The organism is Streptomyces pactum (assembly GCF_016031615.1).
Classification (GTDB): domain Bacteria; phylum Actinomycetota; class Actinomycetes; order Streptomycetales; family Streptomycetaceae; genus Streptomyces; species Streptomyces pactus.
Genome location: NZ_JACYXC010000001.1, coordinates 4,327,602 through 4,350,658 on the forward strand (window position 1 = coordinate 4,327,602; position 23,057 = coordinate 4,350,658).

Annotated in this window: 16 protein-coding genes; 13 read left to right on the forward strand and 3 right to left on the reverse strand. The window is 76.1% G+C overall.

Translation table 11 applies throughout. From position 1 onward, the window contains the following. The first annotated feature begins 246 nt into the window (after positions 1 to 246). The 3 genes from IHE55_RS17140 to IHE55_RS17150 all read left to right on the forward strand — a co-directional run bounded on the left by IHE55_RS17140 (position 247) and on the right by IHE55_RS17150 (position 5,790). Positions 247 to 1,893 carry an acyl-CoA carboxylase subunit beta gene (locus IHE55_RS17140; RefSeq protein WP_372442765.1) on the forward strand — a complete coding sequence of 549 codons (1,647 nt, stop codon included), beginning with the start codon at positions 247 to 249 and terminating at the stop codon, positions 1,891 to 1,893. Between the two features lie 215 nt (positions 1,894 to 2,108). Continuing rightward, entirely contained in the window at positions 2,109 to 4,256 is a 2,148-nt protein-coding gene (locus tag IHE55_RS17145) for an ATP-binding protein (RefSeq protein ID WP_197989824.1), read from the forward strand. Between the two features lie 367 nt (positions 4,257 to 4,623). After that, positions 4,624 to 5,790, forward strand: coding sequence for an acyl-CoA dehydrogenase family protein (locus IHE55_RS17150; RefSeq protein ID WP_197989825.1), 1,167 nt, complete (start codon positions 4,624 to 4,626; stop codon positions 5,788 to 5,790). Between the two features lie 150 nt (positions 5,791 to 5,940). On the opposite strand, the gene IHE55_RS17155 is transcribed toward IHE55_RS17150, so the two are convergent. Next, entirely contained in the window at positions 5,941 to 6,843 is a 903-nt protein-coding gene (locus IHE55_RS17155; RefSeq protein ID WP_269671581.1) for a LysR family transcriptional regulator, read from the reverse strand. 153 nt (positions 6,844 to 6,996) lie between these two features. Here IHE55_RS17155 and IHE55_RS17165 point away from each other — a divergent pair, with 153 nt between their 5' ends. The 6 genes from IHE55_RS17165 (at position 6,997) to IHE55_RS17190 (ending at position 13,487) form a co-directional block, all read left to right on the forward strand. After that, positions 6,997 to 7,731, forward strand: coding sequence for a flavodoxin family protein (locus tag IHE55_RS17165; protein ID WP_197989826.1), 735 nt, complete (start codon positions 6,997 to 6,999; stop codon positions 7,729 to 7,731). A 300-nt stretch (positions 7,732 to 8,031) separates the two neighbouring features. After that, complete coding sequence (locus IHE55_RS17170) at positions 8,032 to 8,664, forward strand: RNA polymerase sigma factor (protein WP_197989827.1); 633 nt, start codon at positions 8,032 to 8,034, stop codon at positions 8,662 to 8,664. Beyond that, the gene (locus IHE55_RS17175) at positions 8,657 to 9,628 is read left to right on the forward strand and encodes a CU044_5270 family protein (RefSeq protein WP_197989828.1); all 972 of its coding nucleotides are present in this window, start codon (positions 8,657 to 8,659) and stop codon (positions 9,626 to 9,628) included. Before IHE55_RS17170 ends, IHE55_RS17175 begins: the two co-directional genes overlap by 8 nt. A 471-nt stretch (positions 9,629 to 10,099) precedes the next feature. Further along, a complete protein-coding gene (locus IHE55_RS17180) occupies positions 10,100 to 11,704 on the forward strand; it encodes a 4-coumarate--CoA ligase family protein (protein ID WP_197989829.1) in 1,605 nt (534 codons plus the stop codon). A 278-nt stretch (positions 11,705 to 11,982) separates the two neighbouring features. Beyond that, complete coding sequence (locus IHE55_RS17185; protein WP_372442690.1) at positions 11,983 to 12,714, forward strand: enoyl-CoA hydratase family protein; 732 nt, start codon at positions 11,983 to 11,985, stop codon at positions 12,712 to 12,714. Further along, complete coding sequence (locus tag IHE55_RS17190; protein WP_197989831.1) at positions 12,711 to 13,487, forward strand: TetR/AcrR family transcriptional regulator; 777 nt, start codon at positions 12,711 to 12,713, stop codon at positions 13,485 to 13,487. Before IHE55_RS17185 ends, IHE55_RS17190 begins: the two co-directional genes overlap by 4 nt. 467 nt (positions 13,488 to 13,954) lie before the next feature. Here IHE55_RS17190 and IHE55_RS17195 read toward each other — a convergent pair whose 3' ends face one another. After that, the gene (locus IHE55_RS17195) at positions 13,955 to 15,076 is read right to left on the reverse strand and encodes a citrate synthase 2 (protein ID WP_197989832.1); all 1,122 of its coding nucleotides are present in this window, start codon (positions 15,074 to 15,076) and stop codon (positions 13,955 to 13,957) included. 491 nt (positions 15,077 to 15,567) lie between these two features. Between IHE55_RS17195 and pdxH the strand changes: the two genes are divergently transcribed. Then, positions 15,568 to 16,188 (forward strand): pyridoxamine 5'-phosphate oxidase, encoded by a 621-nt coding sequence (gene pdxH, locus IHE55_RS17200; protein ID WP_197992064.1) that lies wholly within the window; start codon positions 15,568 to 15,570, stop codon positions 16,186 to 16,188. 558 nt (positions 16,189 to 16,746) lie between these two features. Continuing rightward, positions 16,747 to 18,450, forward strand: a complete 1,704-nt coding sequence (locus IHE55_RS17205; RefSeq protein WP_197992065.1) for a PAS domain-containing protein — start codon at positions 16,747 to 16,749, stop codon at positions 18,448 to 18,450. 195 nt (positions 18,451 to 18,645) lie between these two features. On the opposite strand, the gene IHE55_RS17210 is transcribed toward IHE55_RS17205, so the two are convergent. Next, positions 18,646 to 19,401, reverse strand: coding sequence for an SIS domain-containing protein (locus IHE55_RS17210; protein WP_197989833.1), 756 nt, complete (start codon positions 19,399 to 19,401; stop codon positions 18,646 to 18,648). A 239-nt stretch (positions 19,402 to 19,640) separates the two neighbouring features. On the opposite strand from IHE55_RS17210, the gene IHE55_RS17215 reads away from it, so the two are divergent. Both IHE55_RS17215 and IHE55_RS17220 read left to right on the forward strand, forming a co-directional pair. Continuing rightward, positions 19,641 to 20,333, forward strand: a complete 693-nt coding sequence (locus IHE55_RS17215; RefSeq protein ID WP_197989834.1) for an iron-dependent transcriptional repressor DtxR — start codon at positions 19,641 to 19,643, stop codon at positions 20,331 to 20,333. A gap of 1,575 nt (positions 20,334 to 21,908) precedes the next feature. Continuing rightward, the gene (locus IHE55_RS17220) at positions 21,909 to 22,781 is read left to right on the forward strand and encodes an alpha/beta fold hydrolase (RefSeq protein ID WP_197989835.1); all 873 of its coding nucleotides are present in this window, start codon (positions 21,909 to 21,911) and stop codon (positions 22,779 to 22,781) included. The last annotated feature ends 276 nt before the right edge of the window (positions 22,782 to 23,057 follow it).

The following is a 23,057-nucleotide window of genomic DNA, read 5'->3' on the forward strand; positions in this document are numbered from 1 at the left end:
CCGTACCGGACCGGGACGCGGCCCCGGGACCGCCCGCCCGCCGGCGGCGTACGGCAGCCGCGCCGCACCGGGCCGGCTGCATCCCCGCCCGCCGGAGCGGGACGGACGGCAGCGCCCACCGGGCCCGGGCGGCGGCGCACACCCCCGTACATCCACCGGCGGCGATCCGAACAGGGAGCAGCGATGACCGTCCTCACCTCGGCGCTCGACCCGTCGGCCGCGGAGTACGCCGCGAACCGTGCCGCGATGCTCGCCCGGCTCGCCGAGGTGGAGGCCGCGCACGCCCAGGCGCTGGCCGGCGGCGGTGAGAAGTACCTCGCCCGGCACCGGCGGCGCGGCAAGCTCCCGGCCCGGGACCGCATCGAGCTGCTGCTCGACCCCGACACCCCGTTCCTGGAGCTGTCCCCGCTGGCGGCCTGGGGCACCGACCACCCGGTGGGCGCCTCGCTGGTCACCGGGATCGGTGTGGTGGAGGGCGTGGAGTGCGTCATCACCGCCAACGACCCGACGGTACGCGGCGGGGCCAGCAACCCCTGGACGCTGCGGAAGTCACTGCGGGCCGACGAGATCGCCCGCGCCAACCGGCTGCCCCTGATCAGCCTGGTGGAGTCCGGGGGCGCCGACCTGACCGGCCAGAAGGACATCTTCATCCCCGGCGGGGCGCTCTTCCGGGACCTCACCCGGCTCTCCGCCGCCGGCATCCCCACCATCGCCGTGGTCTTCGGCAACTCCACCGCCGGCGGCGCGTACGTGCCCGGCATGTCCGATCACGTGATCATGGTGAAGGAGCGGTCCAAGGTGTTCCTCGGCGGGCCGCCGCTGGTGAAGATGGCGACCGGCGAGGAGAGCGACGACGAGTCGCTGGGCGGTGCCGAGATGCACGCCCGCACCTCCGGGCTCGCGGACCACTTCGCGCTCGACGAACCGGACGCGCTGCGGCTGTGCCGCCGGGTGGTCGCCCGGCTCAACTGGCGCAAGGCGCACCCCGATCCGGCACCCCCGCCCGGGCCCACCGCGGCCCCCGCCGGCACCGGTCCGGCCGGGGCCGCCGGTCCCGCGAGTCCCGCCGGCCCCGCGGCCCCCGCCGGCACCGGTCCCGCCGGGGCGTGGCCGGAGCCGCCGAAGTACGACCCGGAGGAACTCCTGGGCATCGTCCCCGGCGATCTGAAGGTGCCGTTCGACCCGCGTGAGGTGATCGCCCGGATCGTGGACGCCTCGGACTTCGACGAGTTCAAGCCGCTCTACGGGCCGAGCCTGGTCACCGGCTGGGCGCGGCTGCACGGCTACCCGATCGGCATCCTCGCCAACGCCCGAGGGGTGCTGTTCAGCGCCGAGTCCCAGAAGGCGGCGCAGTTCATCCAGCTCGCCAACCAGCGGGATATCCCGCTGGTCTTCCTCCACAACACCACCGGCTACATGGTGGGCCGCGAGTACGAGCAGGGCGGCATCATCAAGCACGGCGCGATGATGATCAACGCGGTCGCCAACTCCCGGGTGCCGCACCTGTCGGTGCTGATGGGCGCCTCGTACGGAGCCGGGCACTACGGCATGTGCGGTCGCGCCTACGACCCCCGGTTCCTGTTCACCTGGCCCAGCGCCAAATCCGCCGTGATGGGGCCGCAGCAGCTCGCCGGGGTGCTGTCGATGGTCGCCCGGGCCTCCGCCGCCGCCAAGGGACAGCCCTACGACGAGGAGGCGGACGCCGCGCTGCGCGCCATGGTGGAGCAGCGGATCGAGGCCGAGTCGCTGCCGATGTTCCTGTCCGGGCGGCTGTACGACGACGGGGTCATCGACCCCCGGGACACCCGCACCGTCCTGGGGCTGTGCCTCTCCGCCGTCCACACCGCGCCGGTGGAGGGGGCCCGTGGTGGCTTCGGTGTCTTCCGGATGTGACCGGCGCGCGGCGCCCGGCCGGCCCCGCGCCCTCGCGCCGTCCCGGGCCCGTGCCCTCCCTCCGCCCTGGCCCCGTGCCCGCCCCCGTGCCCGGTTCCGCCGCCGGTTCCCGTCCCGCACCCTGCCCCCCGTACGCGTCCGCCCGCCGCCCTGCCGGTTCCCGCTCCGCTCCGGTACGCGTCCGCCCGCCCTTCCCCGTGGCTGTGAGGTTGTCCGTGGTTGACCCCATCCAGACGGTGCTCGTCGCCAACCGGGGCGAGATCGCCCGCCGGATCTTCCGTACCTGCCGCGAGCTGGGCCTGGCGACCGTCGCGGTGTACTCCGACGTGGACGCCACGGCACCGCACGTCCGGGAGGCGGACGCGGCGGTGCGGCTGCCGGGCAGCGCACCGGCCGACACCTATCTCCGCGGCGACCGGCTGGTGCGGGCGGCGCTGGCGGCCGGCGCGGACGCCGTGCACCCCGGCTACGGATTCCTCTCCGAGGACGCCGGGTTCGCCCGCGCGGTGCTCGGCGCCGGACTGCGGTGGATCGGGCCGCCGCCGGAGACCGTCGAGGCGATGGCGTCCAAGACCCGGGCCAAGACGCTGATGGCGGCGGCAGGGGTGCCGCTGCCGCCCCTGCTCGACCCGGCCGGGATCACCGGCGCGGACGTGCCGGTGCTGGTGAAGGCCGCCGCGGGCGGCGGCGGGCGGGGAATGCGGGTGGTCCGCGAGGTGGCCGCCCTGCCCGCCGCGCTGGCGGCGGCCCGCGCGGAGGCGGCGGCCGCCTTCGGCGACGGCGAGGTGTTCGTCGAGCCGTACATCGAGCAGGGCCGCCATGTGGAGGTGCAGCTCCTCGGCGACGACCACGGCACGGTCTGGACCCTGGGCACCCGGGACTGTTCACTCCAGCGCCGCCACCAGAAGGTCGTCGAGGAGGCGCCCGCACCGGCCCTGGACGCCGGGCTCCGCGGCACGCTGCGGGAGGCGGCCGCCGCGGCGGCGCGCGCGGTCGGCTACCGGGGCGCGGGCACGGTGGAGTTCCTGGTCGCCGGGGACCGGGCGTACTTCCTGGAGATGAACACCCGCCTCCAGGTGGAACACCCGGTCACCGAGGCGGTGTACGGGCTGGACCTGGTCGCCTGGCAGATCCGGATCGCCGAGGGGCACCCGCTGCCGGCCGGCGGACCGCCGGAGCCCGCCGGGCACGCGGTGGAGGCCCGGCTGTACGCGGAGGACCCGGCGGCCGGGTGGCGGCCGGGGACCGGGGTGCTGCACCGGCTGGACATCCCCGCCCCGGCCGGCCGGACGGGCCCCACCGGGGTGCGGGTGGACGCCGGCTACGGGGACGGCGACACGATCGGACCGCACTACGACCCGATGCTGGCGAAGGTGATCGCCTGGGCCCCCACCCGCGCCGAGGCGGTACGGCTCCTCGCCCGCACCCTGGAACGGGCCCGGGTGCACGGCCCGGCCACCAACCGCGACCTGCTGGTCCGCGCGCTGCGCCACCCGGACTTCCTGGCCGCCCGGCTGGACACCGGCTTCCTCACCCGGCACCACGCCGCACTGACCGGCACCGACGACGGCCCCGCCGCCGGCCGTCCCGCCACCGGCCGTCCCGCCGCCGGGGGAGCGCGTCCCGCCGCCGTGGGCACCGGCACCGCCGGGGGAACGCCTGCCGCCGGCCGTGCCGACGGCCCGGACGGTTCCGGCCCCCCGGACCGCCCGCCCGGCGCCGCGCTCGCCGCGCTCGCCGCCGCGCTGGCGGACGCAGCGGCCAACACCGGGGCGGGCGGCACCCCGGCCCGGATCGGCGGCTGGCGCAACGTGCCCTCCCGGCCCCAGACCAAGCCGTACCGGCTGGAGCCGGACGGGCCGGTGTGCGAGGCGCGGTACCGGCCCGGCCGCCGGGGCGTGGAACCGGTGGACGCACCGGGCGTACGGGTCGTCGGGGCCGCCCCGGACCGGGTCCGGCTGGAGGTGGCCGGGGTGGTCCGTGGCTACCGGGTCGGCCGGTACGGCGACCAGGTGTACGTCGACGGGCCGGACGGCGCGTACCGGTTCACCGCCCTGCCGCGCCTCCCCGAACGGGAACCGGCCACCACTCCCGGCTCGCTGCTCGCCCCGATGCCCGGCACCGTGGTGCGGATCGCCGACGGCCTCGCCGAGGGTGACCGGGTGGAGCGGGGCCGGCCGCTGCTGTGGCTGGAGGCGATGAAGATGGAGCACCAGGTCACCGCCCCCGCCTCCGGCACCCTCACCGCCCTGTACGTGGCGCCCGGCCGGCAGGTCGAGGTGGGCACTCCGCTGGCGGTGGTGGACCCGGGCCCCGACCCGGACCCCGCCCGGGCGCCCGCCGACCCCGACCCCGACCCGTAGCCCAACGGCCCCGGTGACCGGCCCCGGCAACGGCTCCGAGCCCGGCGCCGCCGGCCCCGACCCACGACCCCCGATCCGTGGCCCCCGGCAACGGCCCCCGGCCCCCGCCGGCCCCGATCCGTGGCCCCCGACAACGGCTCCGGACCCGCCGGCCCCGACCCGTGACCCCCGCAATCGTCCCTGAGCCCGGCACCCGGGCCTCGGCCTCCGGACGCCGCCCGCGACCGCCTGCGACCTCCCGAGACCTCCCACGACCGGCCCGCTCACCGGCCCGGCCCCCGGCGGGAGCCACCGCGGTCCCCCGCCGCCCCCTGTTCCCGCACCACTTCGACCACCCGCTGACCAGCCGTGAGACGGAGGAGTCCGGATGACCGTGACCAGTACCTGGGAAACCCCGGAACAGGCCGCGCTGCGAGCGGCGGTGGCCGCCCTGGGCGGCCGGTACGGGCAGGAGTACTTCAACGGCGTGGTGCGGGACGGCGAACAGCCCGACCGGCTGTGGGCCGAGGCGGGCCGGCTCGGCTACCTCGGCGTCAACCTGCCCGAGCAGTACGGCGGTGGCGGCGCCGGCATCACGGAGCTGTCCATCGTCCTGGAGGAGCTGGGCGCGGCCGGCTGCCCGCTGCTGCTGATGGTGGTCTCGCCCGCCATCTGCGGCACGGTGATCGCCCGGTTCGGCACCGAGCAGCAGCGGCGCCGCTGGCTGCCCGGTCTCGCCGACGGCAGCGTCCGGATGGCGTTCGGGATCACCGAGCCGGACGCCGGTTCCAACGCGCACCGGATCACCACCACCGCCCGCCGGGACGGCGGGGACTGGGTGCTGACCGGCCGCAAGGTGTTCATCTCCGGGGTGGACGTGGCCGACGCGACGCTGATCGTGGGCCGGACCGAGGACGCCTGCAGCGGCAGGCTCAGGCCGTGCCTGTTCATCGTCCCCCGGGACGCGCCGGGCTTCTCCTTCCGGCCCATACCGATGGAGGTGTGGGCACCGGAGAAGCAGTTCGAACTGGTCCTGGACGAGGTGCGGCTGCCCGCCGACGCGCTGGTCGGGGAGGAGGACGCCGGACTGCTCCAACTGTTCGCCGGGCTCAACCCGGAGCGCATCATGACCGCCGCGTTCGCCATCGGGATGGGCCGGTGCGCGCTCGGCCGTGCCGTGGAGTACGCCCGTACCCGGCAGGTGTGGCGGGTGCCCATCGGCGCGCACCAGGCGGTGGCGCACCCGCTCGCCCAGGCGCACATCGAACTCGAACTGGCCCGCCTGATGATGCGCAAGGCGGCCCAGCTCTACGACGCGGGCGACGACATGGCGGCCGGCGAGGCGGCGAACATGGCCAAGTACGCGGCGGGGGAGGCGGCCGTGAAGGCGGTCGACCAGGCGGTGCACACCCTCGGCGGCAACGGCCTGACCACGGAGTACGGCCTGGCGTCGCTCATCACCGGGGTGCGGGTGGCGCGCATCGCCCCGGTCAGCCGGGAGATGATCCTCAACTTCGTCTCCCACACCACCCTCGGCCTCCCCAAGTCGTACTGAGCCGGGGCGGTGGTGCGCCGGAGCCGGCCCGCCTCCTGACGCCACGCCCCACGCAGCCACGCGCCCGGTCGTGCCGGCCGCGCGCCGCCCCCGCCGGCCGCGCGCTGCCCCGCTCGTCGCCGTCGCCCCGCTGATCGCCGGGGCCGGGGCTCACCCCGGGTGGCCGGCCCCGGGCGGCTCCGCCGAGGCGTCCAGCAGCAGGTCGCGCAGCGCGCCGGCGGCGTCCGTCGGTTCGGCGGCGGTGAGGACCACCTGGTCGGCGGTGGTGGAGGGGCCGGTGAGGGGGATGACGCGCAGGCCGGGCGGCCGGTGGTCGAGGGCGGACCCGACGGTGATGCCGATGCCGGTGCCCGCCGCCACATGGGCGGCGATGGCCTGCACACTGTCGGCGGTCCTGATGATGCGCAGGTCGGCCCCACCGATCCGGAAGGCGGCCAGCAGCCGGTCGCACAGGCCGCTGTTGATCTGGTGCGGCCAGGTGAGCAGTGCGGTGGTGGACAGTTCGGACGCGCTCAGCTCGGCGTGGCCGGCCAGCGGGTGGGTCGCGGGGACGAGTGCCATGAACCGCTCGGTGGACAGCACCCGGGCGCGGACCCCGGTGAGGCCGTCGGTCGCCCAGCCGATGCCCAGCCCGATCACCCCGGCCCGAAGGGCTTCGAGCTGTGCGGCGGTCGGCATCGGCTCCGGCACGATCGCCACGTCCGGGAAGCGGTCGCGGAGCGGCGGCAGGCAGCGCAGCAGCAACCGCTGGGCGGTGTACTCCGCGTGACCGACCACGAGGGTGGTGCGGGTCCGCTCCCCGGCGGCCAGCGCCCGCCCGCGCTGCTGGAAACGGCGCAGCTGGGCCAGCGCGGCATGGGCGTCGGGAAGCAGCTCGGCGCCGAGTTCGGTGAGGGACACCCGGCGGCTGGTGCGGTGGAACAGCCGCCCGCCCAGGGCGTTCTCCAGCCGCCGGACGGCGTCGCTGACGGTGGGCTGCCCGCGGTGCAGGCGTGCGGCGGCGCGACCGAAGTGGAGCTCCTCCGCGACCGCGACGAACGCCTCCAGTTCCATCCTGTCCACGGCGTCAGGCTAACGCGATCGATCGGTGGCGCCGATCGCTGCGTGCCGGATTTCGGCGTTGATGCCCCGCCGTACGCGGGATGGGATGGCCTGAGAGCGGGAGGGGAGAGGGAACCCCCGCACGACCGGAAGAAGTGAGAGCGGATGACGACCCATGACACCGACCGCGCGGACGCCGTCCCGGCGGTCACGGTGAGCGTGGTGTACCACTCGGTGCACGGACACACCCAGGTGCTGGCCGAACACCTCGCCGACGGGGCCCGGCTGGTACCGGGCGCCCGGGTGCACCTCGTCGAGATCCGGCCCGAGGACGTGGTGGCCGGCCGCTGGCGCGACGCCGGGGTGATGGCGCTGCTGGAGCGCTCCGACGCGATCGTCTTCGGCTGCCCCACCCTGATGGGCAGCGTGTCGGCGGTGTTCAAGGCGTTCATGGAGGCGGCGTTCACGCCGTTCACCATGCAGGCGTGGAAGGACAAACTGGCCGGCGGGTTCACCATGTCCGCCTCACAGAGCGGCGACAAGCTGCTGGTGCTGCAGGAACTGGCGGTGTTCGCGGCGCAGCTGGGCATGCAGTGGATCGGCGTGGGGGACATGCCCGGCAACAACTGGAGCGGTGGCACCCGCGACGATGTGAACCGGCTGGGCTCGTGGCTCGGGCTGATGAGCCAGAGCCATGCCGACCTGGGTCCCGAGCAGGCCGGTTCGCGCGGCGACCTGGTCACCGCGCGGCGGTACGGCGAGCGGATCGCCCGGCTGACCCAGCGCTGGGTGAACGCCGTGCCGTACGAGACCCCCCGGATGACCGAGCACGAGACCCGCGCCCTGTCCGCCGCCATCGCGGCGCCGGACGCGGGACCGGCGGCGGTGACCGGCGCCTGAGCACGCGCCGGCCCCGATGCGCGACGGGCCGGGAGTCGGGGCCCCTGCCCGGCGGTCGGGCGGCGGGCGGGGCCGGTACGGGAAGGCCGCCCGGCCGGCCCTGGGCGCTCGGCACCGGCGGCTTCCCGGGCGGCTCCGCCACGCCGGAGGCGCGGAGGCGGCCCGGCGGGGACGGGAACGGACGACTGCGGGGGCGGGGCGGTCGCCGGGGGAGGTGGGGGAACCGCTTCGGCGCGAGGGGCGAAAGGCAGGTGAAAGCCCAAGTGTTCGAGCATCGTCCCCTGGACGAGAGGAGCCCCGATGACCGTCGGACCAGGCGTCGGCACCGGCACCGCGCGTGCCGGTGCGGAGAGCGACGCCTCAGTGATCGTTCGGTCCCGGGATGAGCCCGAGGCGTTCGCCGCGCTCTTCGACCGGCACGCCGACGCCGTGCACCGCTACGCCGCCCGCCGCCTCGGCGGCGAGGTCGCCGACGACCTCGTGGCGGAGACCTTCACCACCGCCTTCCAGCAGCGACATCGCTACGACCCGGCCCGCGGCGCGGGCACCGACGCCCGGCCCTGGCTGTTCGGCATCGCGACCAACCTGGTCGGCCGGCACCGGCGGGCCGAGGCCCGCCGGTTCAAGGCCATGGCCCGGGTCCCGGCCCTGGTCGACCACGACGAGCCGCTGGCCGACCGGGCCGCGGACCGGGTGGCGGCGCGGTCCGTACGCCGCGAGCTGGCGGCGGCACTGGCCGCGCTGCCCGCTCGGCACCGGGACGTGCTGCTGCTGGTGGCCTGGGGGGATCTCGGCTACGAGGAGACGGCCCGGGCCCTCGGGATCCCCGTGGGCACGGTCAGATCGCGGCTGCACCGGGCTCGCGGCAAGCTGCGCGAAGCATTGGGCGGATCCCATCCGACGGCACTGCGAGAGGTATCCGACCATGAATGACGAGCTCGAACTCCTGAGGGAGTGGGACGCGGACGCGGCCCCGCTCACCGGTCCGGCCCGGGACCGGGCCCGGCACCAGCTGCTCAACGCGATGGCCCGCGCGGACCGGCGCCCCGGCCCCGGACCCGGTCGCCGCCGTGCACTGCGCCTCGCGGTGGCCGCGGTGGCCGCCACGGCGGTGACCGGGACGGCGGTGCTGATCGGCACGGACGGCTCCGGCGGGGGCGGCGCACCGCGCACGAGCACCCCGCGGCTGGAGAACGCCGCCGCGACGGTGCTGAACGGGGCGGCGGCGTGGGAGCGCGAGCGGGAGAAGGAACCGGTGGCGCCGCGCGACGACCAGTTCATCTACTCGAAGCGGATCATCAAGGAGACGGAGCAGAGGACCGGCGAGGTCAAGACCTACACCGACGAGATGTGGGAGTCGGTGGACGTCTCCAAGCCCTCCTTGTCCATGGAACTGGGCCGTGAGATGTGGGAGGAGCCCGAGGAGGGGGGCGGCGGGGTGTGGCCGCCCCGGAAGTGGAGCGAGCTGAAGAAGCTGCCCCAGGACCCGGAACAGCTCGTCCTGGCCATCATCTCCCTCGGCTCCCGGCCCGACGGCCGGTCGATCAGCGATCTCGACAAGCTCGACCGGTACGAGGCCTACTGGCTGCTCGGCGAGCTGCTGAAGAACCCAGTACTGCCCCAGGGACTGCGCCCCGCTGCGTACGAGGCGCTGGCCCTGGTGCCCGGCATCAAGATGATCCCGGGGGTGAAGGACTCCGCCGGGCGGACCGGGGTGGGGATCGCCTCCACCGAGCGCGGGTCCGCGGAAAGCAAGTACCTGATCTTCGACCCGGTGTCGTACGAGTTCCTGGGCTTCCGCGACGAGCGGATCTCGGCCTCCGGGAAGAAGACGTACATCCAGCTGTCGCACGTGGTGGACTGGGGGATCGTCGACCGGGTGAGGCAGCGCCCGTAGGCGCTGTCCCGCGGGCCGGGACTTCGGGGCCGCGGGCACCGGCAGCCGGTGCCGGCGGCCCCCGAGGTCCGCCTCCGGGAGGTGAGGTCGGTGGGGATGCCGCGGCCGAGGACCTCGCCGCCCGGCGTCGGCGGGCGCCGCGTCGACACGGCGGTCGGCGTTGAAAACGGCATGTCCCCGACGCCGGCAGGGGCAAGGGCCCGGCGTGGCACGGCGGAAGAACCCGCCCACGTGCGGCCGGCGAGACCTCGCTCGCCTTCCGGACACCGGACGGCCCGGCGTAGTTCCGTGCGGCTCGGCACGGCTCGGTGCGGCTCGGCACGGTTCGGTGCGGCTCGTGGGCCTGCCGGGTGCCATCGCCCGCGAATGCGCGTGGGCCGGTCACGGGTCTCCCCAAGGCGGGGCTGGGCGGGGACCCTGGTCGGGACGACGGAACGCGACCGCCCGACGGACCCGATCGGAGGAACCGCCATGGTGTTCCGCAGTGAGTATCCCGATGTCCCGCCCGTCGATCTGCCCATCCACGACGCCGTGCTCGGCCGCGCCGCCGAGTTCGGCGACCGGCCCGCCCTGATCGACGGGGCGGACGGCACCACCGTCTCCTACCGCGCGCTCGACCACACCAGCCGGCGGATCGCCGCCGCCCTCGCCGAGGCCGGGGTGCGCAAGGGGGACGTCCTCGCCCTGCACAGCCCCAACTCGATCGCGTACCCCCAGGTGTTCTACGGGGCCACCCGGGCCGGCGCCGCGGTCACCACCGTGCACCCGCTGGCCACCGCCCACGAGTTCGCCTCCCAGCTGCGGGACTCCGGCGCGGCGTGGATCGTCACGGTGGCGCCGCTGGTGGAGGTGGCCCGCCAGGCCGCCGAACTCGCCGGCGGGGTGCGGGAGGTCTTCGTCTGCGACCGGGCGTCCGGGCACCGTTCGGTACAGGACATGGCGGCGTCCACCGCGCCGGAACCGGTGGTGGACATCGACCCCGGCGCCGACCTGGCCGCCCTGCCGTACTCCTCGGGCACCACCGGCACCCCCAAGGGCGTGATGCTCACCCACCGCAGCATCGCCACCAACCTGGTGCAGCAGGCCACCCTGGTCCCCGCCGAGGAGGACGACCGGGTCCTGGCGGTACTGCCGTTCTTCCACATCTACGGCCTCACCGTGCTGATGAACGCCCCGCTGCGGCACGGGGTCCCGGTGGTGGTGCTGCCCCGCTACGACCTGCGCCAGATGCTGACGGCCGTGGAACGGTACCGGGTCACCGCGCTCTACGTGGCCCCGCCGGTCGTGCTCGCGCTCGCCAAGGACCCCGCGGTGGCCGGGTTCGACCTGTCCTCGCTGCGCTACGTGCTCAGCGCGGCGGCCCCGCTCGACGCGGAGCTGGCGGCCGCCTGCGCCCGGCGGCTCGGCGTCCCGCCGCTGCTCCAGGCGTTCGGGATGACGGAACTCTCCCCCGGCTCGCACGCGGTGCCCCGGTACGCCACGGACGTGCCCCCGGGCACCGTCGGCAAGCTGATGCCCGGCACCGAGATGCGGGTCGTGGCGCCCGGCGGCGGACCCGACGGGGAGCCCGTGGACCTGGGGCCGGGACAGGACGGGGAGCTCTGGATCCGCGGACCGCAGGTGATGCGCGGCTACCTGGGACGTCCCACCGACACCGCGGCGACGGTGGACGCGGACGGCTGGCTGCACACCGGCGACATCGGCCGGATCGACGCCGACGGCTGGGTGTACGTGGTGGACCGGATCAAGGAGCTCATCAAGTACAAGGGCTACCAGGTCGCCCCCGCCGAGCTGGAGGCGGTGCTGCTCGGCCACGAGGCGGTGGCCGACGCGGCGGTCATCGGGGTACCGGACGAGGCGGGCGGCGAACTGCCGGTGGCGTACGTGGTGCGCCGGGAGGGATCCCGGATCACCGCCGACGAGCTGATCGCCTATGTTGCGGGTCGGGTGGCCCCGTACAAGAAGGTGCGGCGGGTGGAGTTCGTCCCGGCCGTACCGCGGTCCGCCGCGGGCAAGTTGCTGCGCCGGCGACTGCGGGAGGCCGGCGCCAGGGAAGGGAGTCCGACATCTCCATGAACGACACGAACCCGGCATCGTCCCCCGACCGCCCGGCATCGTCCCCGGGCCCGGCACCGGCCCCCGGCCCGGCAGCGCCACCGCCGCCGGCCGCGCCGCCGCCGGTTCCGCGATCGGTGCCGCCCGGTCCGGCTCAGGGTGCGCCGGCCGTGCCGGGGCCGGGGGCCGCGGCGGCGGAAGGGGCACCCGGCGCACCGGCACCCCCCGGCTCACCGGCGCCCGGCGCACCGGTGGGCGCACCGGCGCCCGGCTCACCGGTCGCGGACGGCCCGCCGCTGGTGCGTATCTACGGGGAAGGCGGCGTCACCACCCTCACCCTGGACTCGCCGCACAACCGCAACGCCCTGTCCGCCCGGCTGGTTGCCGAACTCCACGCCGGGCTGGCCGCGGCGGCGGCCGATCCGGGGACCCGGGCCGTGGTGCTCACCCACACCGGCACCACCTTCTGCGCCGGGGCCGACCTGCGCGAGGCCCGGCCCACCGGCCCGCGGGAGCTGATCGCCCTGCTGCGGGCCGTGGTGGAGCTGCCGGTGCCGGTGGTCGCCCGGATCACCGGGCACGTACGGGCCGGCGGGCTGGGGCTGGTGGGAGCGTGCGACATCGCCGTGGCGGGCCCGGGGGCGTCCTTCGCCCTCACCGAGGTGCGGCTGGGCCTCGCCCCGGCCGTCATCTCGCTGCCGCTGCTGCCCCGGCTCGACCCGCGCGCCGCCGCCCGCTACTACCTCACCGGCGAGCGGTTCGACGCGGCCGAGGCGGTACGGATCGGGCTGGTCACCCTCGCCGGGGAGGACGTGGACGCGGCGCTCGCCCCGGTGCTGGACGGGCTGCGCCGGGGCTCCCCGCAGGGCCTGGCCGCGTCCAAACGGCTGGTCAGCGCCGGGGTGCTGCGGGCCTTCGACCGGGACGCCGAGGACCTCGCCGAGCTGTCGGCGCGGCTCTTCGGCTCGGCCGAGGCGCGGGAGGGCATGACGGCGTTCCTGGAGCGCCGGGACCCGTGGTGGACGGCATGAGCCGGGACGCGGAACCGGACGCCGGGGCGGGCGCCGGAACCGGCGGCGGGCCGGGCACCGGGCCCGGGGCCGGCCCGGCCACCCGGTCCGGGCGGGGGACGGGGGCCGGTGCCGGTACGGTCCGCCGTACCGGGCCGGCGCCCCGGCCGGGCGGCGCGCCCAAGCAGGACCGGAGCCGGGCCACCCGGCAGCGGCTGCTGGCCGCCGCCGTGGACTGCCTCGCCGAGCACGGCTGGGCCGGCTCCACGGTGGCGGTGGTGGCCGAGCGCGCCGGGGTGTCCCGGGGCGCCGCCCAGCACCACTTCCCCACCCGCGAGGACCTGTTCACCGCGGCGGTCGAGCACGTCGCGGAGCAGCGTTCGGCGGCGCTGCGGGCGCTCGCCCGGGACCTGCCGCCGGCCGGTTCGGCGGCGCGGACCCGGACCGTCGTGGCGGAGCTGGTCGATCTCTACACCGGCCCGCTGTTCCGGGCCGCGCTCCAGCTGTGGGTGGCCGCCTCCAACGAGCCGCAGCTGGGCGACCGGGTGGTGGACCTGGAGGCCCGGGTCGGCCGGGAGACGCACCGGATGGCGGTCCAGCTGCTGGGCGCCGACGAGAGCGTGCCGGGGGTGCGGGAGACCGTACAGGGGCTGCTGGACCTCGGCCGGGGCCTGGGCCTGGCCCATCTGCTCACCGACGACACCGCCCGCCGCGCCCGGATCGTCGCGCAGTGGGCCCGCCTCCTCGACGAGGCCCTGCCCCCGGCACCCGGCGCCCGGCCCGCCGGACCCTGACCCACCGGCGTCCGGCTCCCCGGCGTCCGGCTCCCCGGCTCCGGGGTCCACGGGGCCGGGGTTCCCGGGGCCGGGGTTCCAGGGCGTCCCCGGGGCGGCGGCGTGGTGAGACGGCGGCCCGGGGTGCGGCGCGGCCCGCCCGGGTACGGGTGGCCCTCCGCCGCACCGGCTGCCCCCGGGCACGTGGCACGACGTACCGGGCCGATGGCGCGTACCGCACAGGTGCGTACCGGGCACAGGCGGGTACCGGGGCACGGGCACGTACCGGAGACCCGGAGCGCCCCCGGCCCGGCACCCGGCACGTCCCAGGCACTCGGCACCGACGCCCGTACGGACCCCGCCCGTCGCGCCCGCCCGGCTCTCGGCCCCTGGCCCGGCCCCGGACGGGCCTGCCGGGCGCGGGGCGGGACGGTCCGGCCAGGGCGGCAAACGGACCCGGCGGGCCCGGGCCCGTCCTCGGCGAGGGGTCAGCTCGGCGAGGAGGCCCCCCGGCGGGCGATCTCCGCGTAGCCGGCGATCTCCTGCGGGCTCCGCGAGCCGGGCCCGGTGTACCGGGCGGAGGGCCGCACCAGCCGCCCGGTCCGCTTCTGCTCCAGGATGTGCGCGCTCCACCCGGCGGTCCGGGCACAGGTGAACATCGAGGTGAACATGTGCGCCGGGACCTCGGCGAAGTCCAGCACGATGGCCGCCCAGAACTCCACGTTGGTGGCGAGCACCCGGTCCGGGCGCCGGTTGTGCAGCTCCTCCAGGGCGGCCTTCTCCAGCGCCTCGGCGATCTCGTAGCGGGGCGCGCCCAGCTCCCTCGCGGTACGGCGCAGCACCCGCGCCCGCGGGTCCTCGGCCCGGTAGACCCGGTGGCCGAAGCCCATCAGCCGCTCGCCCCGGTCCAGCGCCTGCCGGACGTAGGCCGCCGCGTCCCCGGTGCGCTCGATCTCCTCGATCATGCCCAGCACCCGGGACGGCGCGCCGCCGTGCAGCGGGCCGGACATCGCGCCGACCGCGCCGGACAGCGCCGCCGCGACGTCCGCGCCGGTGGAGGCGATGACCCGGGCGGTGAAGGTGGAGGCGTTCATGCCGTGCTCGGCCGCCGACGTCCAGTAGGCGTCCACCGCCGCGACGTGTTTGGGGTCCGGCTCCCCGCGCCAGCGCCGCATGAAGCGCTCCACGACCGTCTCCGCCTTGTCGATCTCCCGCTGCGGCACCATCGGCAGGGCCTGGCCGCGGGCCGACTGGGCGACGTAGGACAGCGCCATCACCGCGGCGCGCGCCAGGTCGTCCCGGGCCTGCTCCTCGGAGATGTCCAGCAGCGGCCGCAGCCCCCACACCGGCGCCAGCATGGCGAGCGCGGACTGCACATCGACCCGGACGTCACCGGAGTGCACCGGGATCGGGAACGGCTCGGCCGCCGGCAGCCCCGGGTTGAAGGCGCCGTCCACCAGCAGCCCCCAGACGTTCCCGAACGAGACGTGACCGACCAGATCCTCGATGTCGACGCCCCGGTAGCGGAGTGCGCCGCCCTCCTTGTCGGGTTCGGCGATCTCCGTCTCGAACGCGATGACACCTTCGAGCCCAGGCACGAAGTCGGACATCAGGCGGCTCCTCATGATGTGTTCGACGGTTCGACGGCTTCCGGTCGGGAGCGTCGGCGTCGGATCAGGGGTGGTCGTGGCTGGCGCTGTGCCGGTGACGGATCCACGGCCGCCCGAACGGCTCGCGGTCCCCCACCGGACGTCCCGGGTGCCCCGTTCGGACGGAGATCACCCCGGCCGCGGCGGTAGGTGGTACGGGCCGGACACGATAGCGGCCGGGCCCGTGGGGCCACAGCGGGCCGGCACATGATTTTGATGGGTGCGGCACATACACGGAAGCGTGATAAGCGGCACAGCGTGTCATTTGGGGCGGGAGGGTTATGAGTGACCCGAACGGGGGAAAGGACAGGGGCGGCTGACCGGCAATTTTCACCCGTTGCCGGTATTCCACCCGTCCGCACGGCGCGTCGGGGGCGATGCTGCAAGATAGGCGGGTGCCTCACCTGGACCCGCACGACCCGTTCGCCGGCGTCACGCTCGACCCGGCCACCATGCGCAAGCAGTACCGCTCGGAGGGGCTGGCCGAGAGCGAACTGGCCGGCAGCCCGTACGAGCAGTTCGCCCGCTGGTTCATCCAGACCGTGGAGAGCGGGGTGCCCGAGCCCAACGCCATGGTGGTCTCCACCGCGGACGCCGAGGGCCGGCCCAGCTCGCGCACCGTGCTGCTGAAGTCCTACGACGAGCACGGCTTCGTCTTCTTCACCAACTACGGCTCCCGCAAGGGCCGGGAGATCGCCGCCAACCCGCACGTCGCGCTGCTCTTCCCGTGGCACCCGCTGGCCCGTCAGGTGATCGTGACGGGCGTCGCGGAGCGCACCGGCCGGGACGAGACCGCCGCCTACTTCCGTACCCGCCCGCACGGCTCCCAGCTGGGTGCCTGGGCGAGCGCCCAGTCCACGGTGATCGCCTCCCGCGAGGAGCTGGACCGGCGGTACGCGGAACTGGCCGAGCGCTACCCGGAGGAGCAGGTCCCGGTGCCGCCCGGCTGGGGCGGGTACCGGGTGGTGCCGCACGAGGTGGAGTTCTGGCAGGGCCGGGAGAACCGGCTGCACGACCGGCTGCGGTACGTCCGCGAGGCGGACGGCTGGCGGGTGGAACGCCTCTGCCCCTGACGGGCCCCGCGGGTTCCTGCCGGTGTGTGCCGATCCCTGCCGGTGGGTCCCCGGCGCCGCTCGTCCGGTCGGCTCAACCGTCCGGGGACGGCACCCGGTGCCGCCACCCTGGCGGGAACGCAGACGACCCGTGGGCCACATCCCTCGGAGAGGGAACCGGCCGGACGTACCGGCGGGCCCACGGGTCGGGTGAACTGCTGGGAATTGGGCCGGCGAGTCCGCCGGCACCGCGCGAAGCGCGATGGTGAACCCCTGCTCCTGACGGAGCCCGGGGCCGGACTGGCTAGCCCGCAGCCACCTCACGCGTCCGGTTTCCATACATCTGCCGAACCACCTCCCTTCTCGTGTGCTCACCACCCTAGAAACCTGCTGGACACCTCTCAACCGAATTTCCGGACCGCAACGATTTCGCCGAAGGTGATGTGGTCCGCGTCACGTTCGAGTTGAATGACACCTCGTGCAGCAGACGCAGCAATCGCAGTCCGTGCAGCTCACGCAGCCGGGTTTCGCTGGGGGTGACCGGTGACCACTTCGCACCGTCCTGAATCGGCCCACCCGATGTCGGCCGCACCACCGGGCGCGGCGGATGCCGCACCGGAAGGCGACGGACCGGGCGGCGGCCCGCCGCCGGACGGCCCGGAGCGCGCGGACCGGGACCTGCTCGACGCCCTGCTGAACGGGATGGACGCGGCGCTGTGCGCGTTCGACGCGGACGGCACGGTCACCCACTGGAACCGCGAGGCCGAACGCGTCCTCGGCTGGACCGCCGCCGAGGCCGTCGGCCGGCGCTGGCTGAGCGGCTGGGCCGTCCGCCCCGCGGACGCGCCCGACGTGGAGACCCGGCTGATGTCCGCGATGGAGTCGTCCGACCGCCAGGTGAGCGAGTTCCCGCTGCTCACCAGGGACGGCGGCCGGGTGCTGGTGCGGGCCCAGCTGTCCCCGGTGCGGCGCGGCGGCCGGCCGGCCGGGGTGTACTGCGCGTTCGGCGAGGCACGCACCCAGGTGGACCTGGAACGCTCCCTCGCGTTCGGCGAGGCCGTGCTGGACGACACCACCTGGGGCGTGGTGGTGGTGGACGCCGACCTGCGCCCGGCGGTGGTCAACAGCCATGCCGCCCGGGCCCTGCGCACCGGGCGCACCGGACTGCTGGGCCGGCCGCTGGGCGACGTCATCGCCCATGGTGCGGAGGAACTGGAGGGCGCCCTCCAGCACGTGCTGGCCGAGGGCACCCCGCCCACCCCGGCCGAGCTGTGGGTCACCCTCCGCGGCGCGGGCCCGGGCGCCGGCCGCGGGCCCGACTTACCCGGCCGGCGGACCGGGGCGGGCGGCGCCCGGCCGGACGCCGGCCGGTGGCCCGACGACCCGGCACGGCCGGCCGGCGGGACCTTCGGTGCCCTCGCCGGCGGTGCGGCCGGCGCGGCCGGTGCGGGCGGGGGCGTCCCGGAGGCCGACGGCGAACGCCGCTGCTGGCGCAGCTCGTTCCTGCGGCTGGGCTCGCCGTACGCCGAGCAGCCGGTCCCGCTCGGGGTGGCCTGGGTCTTCCTGGACGTCACCGAGACCAAACAGGCGGAGCAGGAGAGCTCCCGGCTGCGCTTCCGCAGCAATCAGCTGCACCGGGCGGCACGGGCCGCCGCCGAGTGCGAGGACCCGCTGGAGGCGGCCACCGTACAGCTGGACTTCGCCCTCGCCGGGTTCGCCGACCACGCGCTGATAGACCTGGTGCTCCGCCCGGCGGACCCGGGTGGTCCGTCGCCGGAGCGCCACGACGACGCGCCGGGCCGCCCGTCCGACACCTCCCGCCGGGCGCCGCGGCCGTCCCGGGTGGCCGGGGGCGGCGGGCCCGCCTCCGTGCCGTTCGACGGTCCGGCCCCGGTCCGGCTGGTGCGGGCCGCCGCCACCCCGGCCGGGGCGACCGGCCTCGGCCCGTGCCCGTGCCGCCCGGTCTTCTCCGGCGGCATCCCGGTGCCGTACCTGGACGGCCATCCGGCGCTCCAGGCGGCCGAGCGCTGCGGCTCGGTCCGGCTCAGCGCGGCCCGGCTGGAGGGGCCGGCGGCCGGTCAGTGGGCCCGGGTCCGAAAATGGCCGGAAGGCACCGTACACGCACTCTGTACGGTGCTGCGCAGCCGCGGCCGGACCCTGGGCGTCGCCACCTTCCTGCGCGGCGCCGGCCGGCGGCCGTTCGACCGCGGTGACGCGGTGTACGCGGAGGACGTCTCGGTCCGGGTGGCGGCGGCGCTGGACCTGGCCCGGCTGCTGGACTGAGTCCGGGCCGGTCCGTCGGGCGGCGCGGTGACGCCGTGGCGGCGGTCCGGGGCGGTGCCCCGGCCGTCCCGGTAGCGGGACGGGTCGCGCCCCCGGGCCACCGGCGGCCACCGCCTGTCCGGCCGCACCGGCCGTTCGGCGGCCACCGCCTGTCCGACTGCCGCCGGGGCCCGGGTCCCCGGCGGCCGGCCGCGGTCAGCGGCGGTAGAAGATGCGGTCCGCGTACTCCGTCATCACCCGGCCGTTCCACTCGTGGCCGCCGTCCACGTTCCCCGAGCGGAGCATCGGCGGGTCGATCCCCCGCTCGGCCAGCTCCCCGACCGCGGTCGCCAGCACCGCCTGCATCAGCGCGCTGGTGACCACGGTGGAGGCGGGTGCGAACGGCGCGCCCACGCCGTCGACGGTCAGCTCCGCGTCACCGATGCCGATCTTGCTGTCCAGTACCAGGTCGCAGTGGTCCTTGAGGAAGGTGCCGGAGGCGTGCCGGGAGCGGGTGGCGGAGGCGTACGCGACCGACGTCACGCCGATCACCGTCAGACCCAGCGCCCGCGCGTTCTGCGCCATCTCCACCGGCAGGGTGTTCCGCCCGGACAGCGAGATGATGAAGAGCAGGTCGCCGGAGCGGGCGGGGCTCGTGTCCAGGACCACCCCGGCCAGGCCGCCGACCCGCTCCAGGGCGCTGCCCAGCGTGGCGGGCACCACGTCCACCCCGACCATCCCCGGCACCGGCAGCAGGTTCATCAGGGCCAGGCCGCCGGCCCGGTACACCACGTCCTGGGCGGGCAGCGAGGAGTGACCGGCACCGAAGGCGAAGAGCCGGCCGCCGGCCACCACGGTGTCCGCGACGAGGGCACCGGCCGCCGCGATGTTGTCGGCCTCCTCGTCCCGCACCCGGTGCAGGAGGTCGATCGCGGCGTCGAAGTACCGCGCGGACAACGTGCTGTCACTCATCCCGGCGGGTGCCCTTCCGTAGGTGCGTACGCTGGTGGCGCGGATCACGTTGCGGTCTGGACCACTGCTCTGTCAATACGGGGTCAACGTGGAGTCCATCCGGATGTCCGCCGCCCGGGTCGGCATCCGGCCAGCCCGGACGGGGCGCGGATGCGGTACGGGCGCGAGCCGGGGCCCGTTGTCGGTGGCATGCGTCAGAATTGGGGAAGGGCCACCGCACCACACATCGAGGGGCACGCATGTCCGGACTGATCGACACCACGGAGATGTATCTCCGCACCATCCTCGAACTGGAAGAGGAAGGTGTGGTCCCCATGCGTGCCCGTATCGCGGAGCGGCTCGACCAGAGCGGCCCGACGGTCAGCCAGACCGTGGCGCGCATGGAGCGGGACGGTCTGGTCCAGGTCGCCGGGGACCGGCACCTGGAGCTCACCGAGGAGGGGCGCCGGCTGGCGACCCGGGTGATGCGCAAGCACCGTCTCGCCGAGTGCCTGCTGGTGGACGTGATCGGGCTGGAGTGGGAGCAGGTCCACGCCGAGGCGTGCCGCTGGGAGCACGTCATGAGCGAGGCCGTGGAGCGGCGGGTGCTGGAGCTGCTGCGTCACCCCACCGAGTCGCCGTACGGGAACCCGATCCCGGGCCTGGAGGAGCTGGGCGAGAAGGCGGAGGCCGACCCGTTCCTGGACGAGAGCATGGTCAGCCTGAGCGACCTCGACCCGGGCAGCGAGGGCAAGACCGTGGTGGTCCGGCGGATCGGTGAGCCCATCCAGACCGACGCCCAGCTGATGTACACCCTGCGCCGGGCCGGAGTGCAGCCGGGCTCGGTGGTGAGCGTCACCGAGTCGGCGGGCGGGGTGCTGGTGGGCAGCAGCGGCGAGGCCGCCGAGCTGGACGCCGACATCGCCGCACACGTCTTCGTCGCCAAGCGCTGACCCCGGCGCGGGTCGCCGCCATGCGCTGACCCCGGCGCCGTTCGCCGGCCCTGCCCGCCGGCCGGTCCCGCCGGCCGCCCCTCATGCGCATGCCCGCCGGCAGTCCGGCGCCGTCGTGCCCGTCGGCCGTCGTGCAGGCCGGCCGAGGCCGATGTCGGCCCCGCGGGGCTGCCGGGCGCCCTGGCTGCCGGAGTCCCGTGGGTGATGTGGGCCCCTGCCGGTTGCCGCCACCGGGCCGTGCCGGGTGGTGTCGGGTCGGGCGTGGCCGGGTCGGGCCGTGAAGCCGATCGCCTCCCCGGCGGTCCCGTGTGGCGCCGGCCGTGTAACGGGTACCGGGTTGCCGTCGTACCCGGCCGCCACCCGTACCCGTGCCCGGCCGGCGGGCCGTGGCGCCGCCGATGGCTCCGATGGCGGGCCCGGCTCGCGCGGTGCCGTGGACAGGTGCTGACCGCGGCCGGTGCGGCGCCGGCGACGGCCCCCGGCAAGGTCGGGCTCCCCGGTAACGCCCTGGTCCTGGCGACGCAGCGTTCTCGGCGTCGGCCCGGCAAGGTCGGCTCCCCACGCTCCGTCACCGGCGCCGGCCTCGGCCAGGACCGTCCGGCACCGGCACCGGCACCAGCACCCGCAAGGCCCGGCTCCGCGACGCACCGCACCCGGCGACGGCCGGAACCGGTGGCCGCCCGACCCGGCGGCCGTTTCCCGGGGATGAACGGGAGCGGAATGCCGCGCCGACGCGAGGCGGGGGCGGCGGCGGACTTCCCGGAAAGCGAGCGGGGGCGGCGCCCGCGTGCCACGCTGTCGCTCGGGCGGGGTTCCGCGTGGTGCGGACCTCCGCCGGCGGGCGGGCCCGGCTCGCCGCCGACCCGAGCGGCCCGGCACCTCCCCCGCGGCGGGGCGGACGAAAGGCCGGGGACACCCGCGGCCGGCACGGTCCGCGGCCTTGCCCGGGCGGGTCACGGGACCGGCGGGAAGGGGTCACCGGCACGGGGACCGGTACGACCGGCACGGCAGGGACCGCACGGCACGGAGCGGCACGGACCGGCACGGCACGGACGGGTACGGAGAGGTCGTCGGCGCGCGGCGCCGCGGGCGTCGTACCGCCGATCGGGGCAGGGAGGGCGCCATGCACCGTGGACCGGGACCAGGGCGAGGGCCGGACGGAACCCGGTCGGCGACGAGGGCCCGGCCACCGGCCCGGCGACCGGGGTGCCGCCCGGCGCGGCGGCGGCGTGAACCCCGGCGCACCGAGCCGCCGGGGCCCCGCTTCCCCGAGCCCCCCCTGCTACCCTCCCGTCCGCCTCCGGTGGCCGGCGCCCCGCTCGCGCGGACCGGCCCCGGAGGCGGTGGCGACCCGGAGCCCCGAGCTCCCAGGGTCTGCCTCGGCGGACTCCCTTCCCCGAGCCGTCCGCCTCCCGCAGAAGATCTCCCCGCCGGCTCCTCGGACAATCCCCGGACCCCGTCACTCGAACGAGGGGTCTTGCCCACCAGCCACCCTTGTTCGAATAGCAGTTCGATAGCCTGGATCCGCTCGCGGAACCGGAGCGCGGACGAGAGAGGAATGGAGGTGCCAGGAACGTGCTGCGGCGTATCGACGTAACCGGAAGCGGCGGTGTACGGCTCGCTGCCTGGGAGTTCACCGACCCGCCCGAGGTGGCGGAGGCCGGCCCGGAGCGGGGCCGGGGGCCGGGAGTGCTGCTGCTCCACGGTCTGATGGGGTGCGCCGCGCACTGGGCGGGGACGGCCCGGTGGCTGGCCGCCCGGCACCGCGTGGTCGCCCTCGACCAGCGCGGCCACGGCGCCAGCGACAAGCCCGCCGAGGGACCCTTCACCCGCGAGGCGTACGTGGCCGACGCGGTCGCCGTCATCGAGCGGCTGGACCTCGCCCCGGTCACCCTCATCGGCCACTCCATGGGCGCGCTCACCGCCTGGCAGCTCGCCGCCCACCACCCCGGCCTGGTGCGGGCGCTGGTCATCAGCGACATGCGGGCCTCCGCCCTGGGCGCCGCCTCGCAGCGCGAGTGGGCCGACTGGTTCGCCACCTGGCCGCTGCCCTTCGCCTCCCTCGCGGACGTCCGCAGGTGGTTCGGCGAGGAGGACCCGTGGCTGGAGCGGCCCAGCCCGTCCCGGGGGGACTTCTACGCCGAGGTCATGGCGGAAGGGGCGGACGGCTGGCGGCCGGTCTTCTCCCGCCGGCAGATGCTCGCCGCCCGGGAGACCTGGGTCCACGACGCGCACTGGGAGGAGCTGGCGCTGGTGGGCTGCCCCGCCCTGGTCATCCGCGGCCTCGACGGCGAGCTGGGCCGCGCCGAGGCGCAGGAGATGGTGCGGGTGCTGCCGCACGGGCGGTACGCCGAGGTGCCCGACGCCGGCCACCTCATCCACTACGACCAGCCCGGGGCGTGGCGCGACGCGGTCGAGTCCTTCCTGACCACGGAGGTCCCGGTGTAGCCCGGCCCGGCGCCCGGTGGCCCGCGCCCGGCACCACCGGACCACGGCACGGGAGGTTCGCCGTCCGCCGCCCGGCCGGGCGCCCCGCTCCCGTACGGCCTCGCTCTCCTACGCGCTCCCGCGGCGTAGGGCGCCGGTCTGCCGCGCGGCGCCGCCGGTGCGGCGCGGTGCTCCGGGTGTGCTCCCGCCGCCGGTGCGGCGCGGTGCTCCGGGCGTGCTCCCGGCGCCGGTGCGGTGCTCGCCGGAGCCGTGCGCCGCGGCCGGCGGAATCCCCGT

Coding starts and splice junctions, on each gene's coding strand:
- IHE55_RS17140 (WP_372442765.1), top strand. CDS start 247: ATGCTCGCCCGGCTCGCCGAGGTGGAGGCCGCGCACGCCCAGGCGCTG.
- IHE55_RS17150 (WP_197989825.1), top strand. CDS start 4,624: ATGACCGTGACCAGTACCTGGGAAACCCCGGAACAGGCCGCGCTGCGA.
- IHE55_RS17155 (WP_269671581.1), bottom strand. CDS start 6,843: ATGGAACTGGAGGCGTTCGTCGCGGTCGCGGAGGAGCTCCACTTCGGT.
- IHE55_RS17165 (WP_197989826.1), top strand. CDS start 6,997: ATGACGACCCATGACACCGACCGCGCGGACGCCGTCCCGGCGGTCACG.
- IHE55_RS17170 (WP_197989827.1), top strand. CDS start 8,032: ATGACCGTCGGACCAGGCGTCGGCACCGGCACCGCGCGTGCCGGTGCG.
- IHE55_RS17175 (WP_197989828.1), top strand. CDS start 8,657: ATGAATGACGAGCTCGAACTCCTGAGGGAGTGGGACGCGGACGCGGCC.
- IHE55_RS17180 (WP_197989829.1), top strand. CDS start 10,100: ATGGTGTTCCGCAGTGAGTATCCCGATGTCCCGCCCGTCGATCTGCCC.
- IHE55_RS17190 (WP_197989831.1), top strand. CDS start 12,711: ATGAGCCGGGACGCGGAACCGGACGCCGGGGCGGGCGCCGGAACCGGC.
- IHE55_RS17195 (WP_197989832.1), bottom strand. CDS start 15,076: ATGTCCGACTTCGTGCCTGGGCTCGAAGGTGTCATCGCGTTCGAGACG.
- pdxH (WP_197992064.1), top strand. CDS start 15,568: ATGCGCAAGCAGTACCGCTCGGAGGGGCTGGCCGAGAGCGAACTGGCC.
- IHE55_RS17205 (WP_197992065.1), top strand. CDS start 16,747: ATGTCGGCCGCACCACCGGGCGCGGCGGATGCCGCACCGGAAGGCGAC.
- IHE55_RS17210 (WP_197989833.1), bottom strand. CDS start 19,401: ATGAGTGACAGCACGTTGTCCGCGCGGTACTTCGACGCCGCGATCGAC.
- IHE55_RS17215 (WP_197989834.1), top strand. CDS start 19,641: ATGTCCGGACTGATCGACACCACGGAGATGTATCTCCGCACCATCCTC.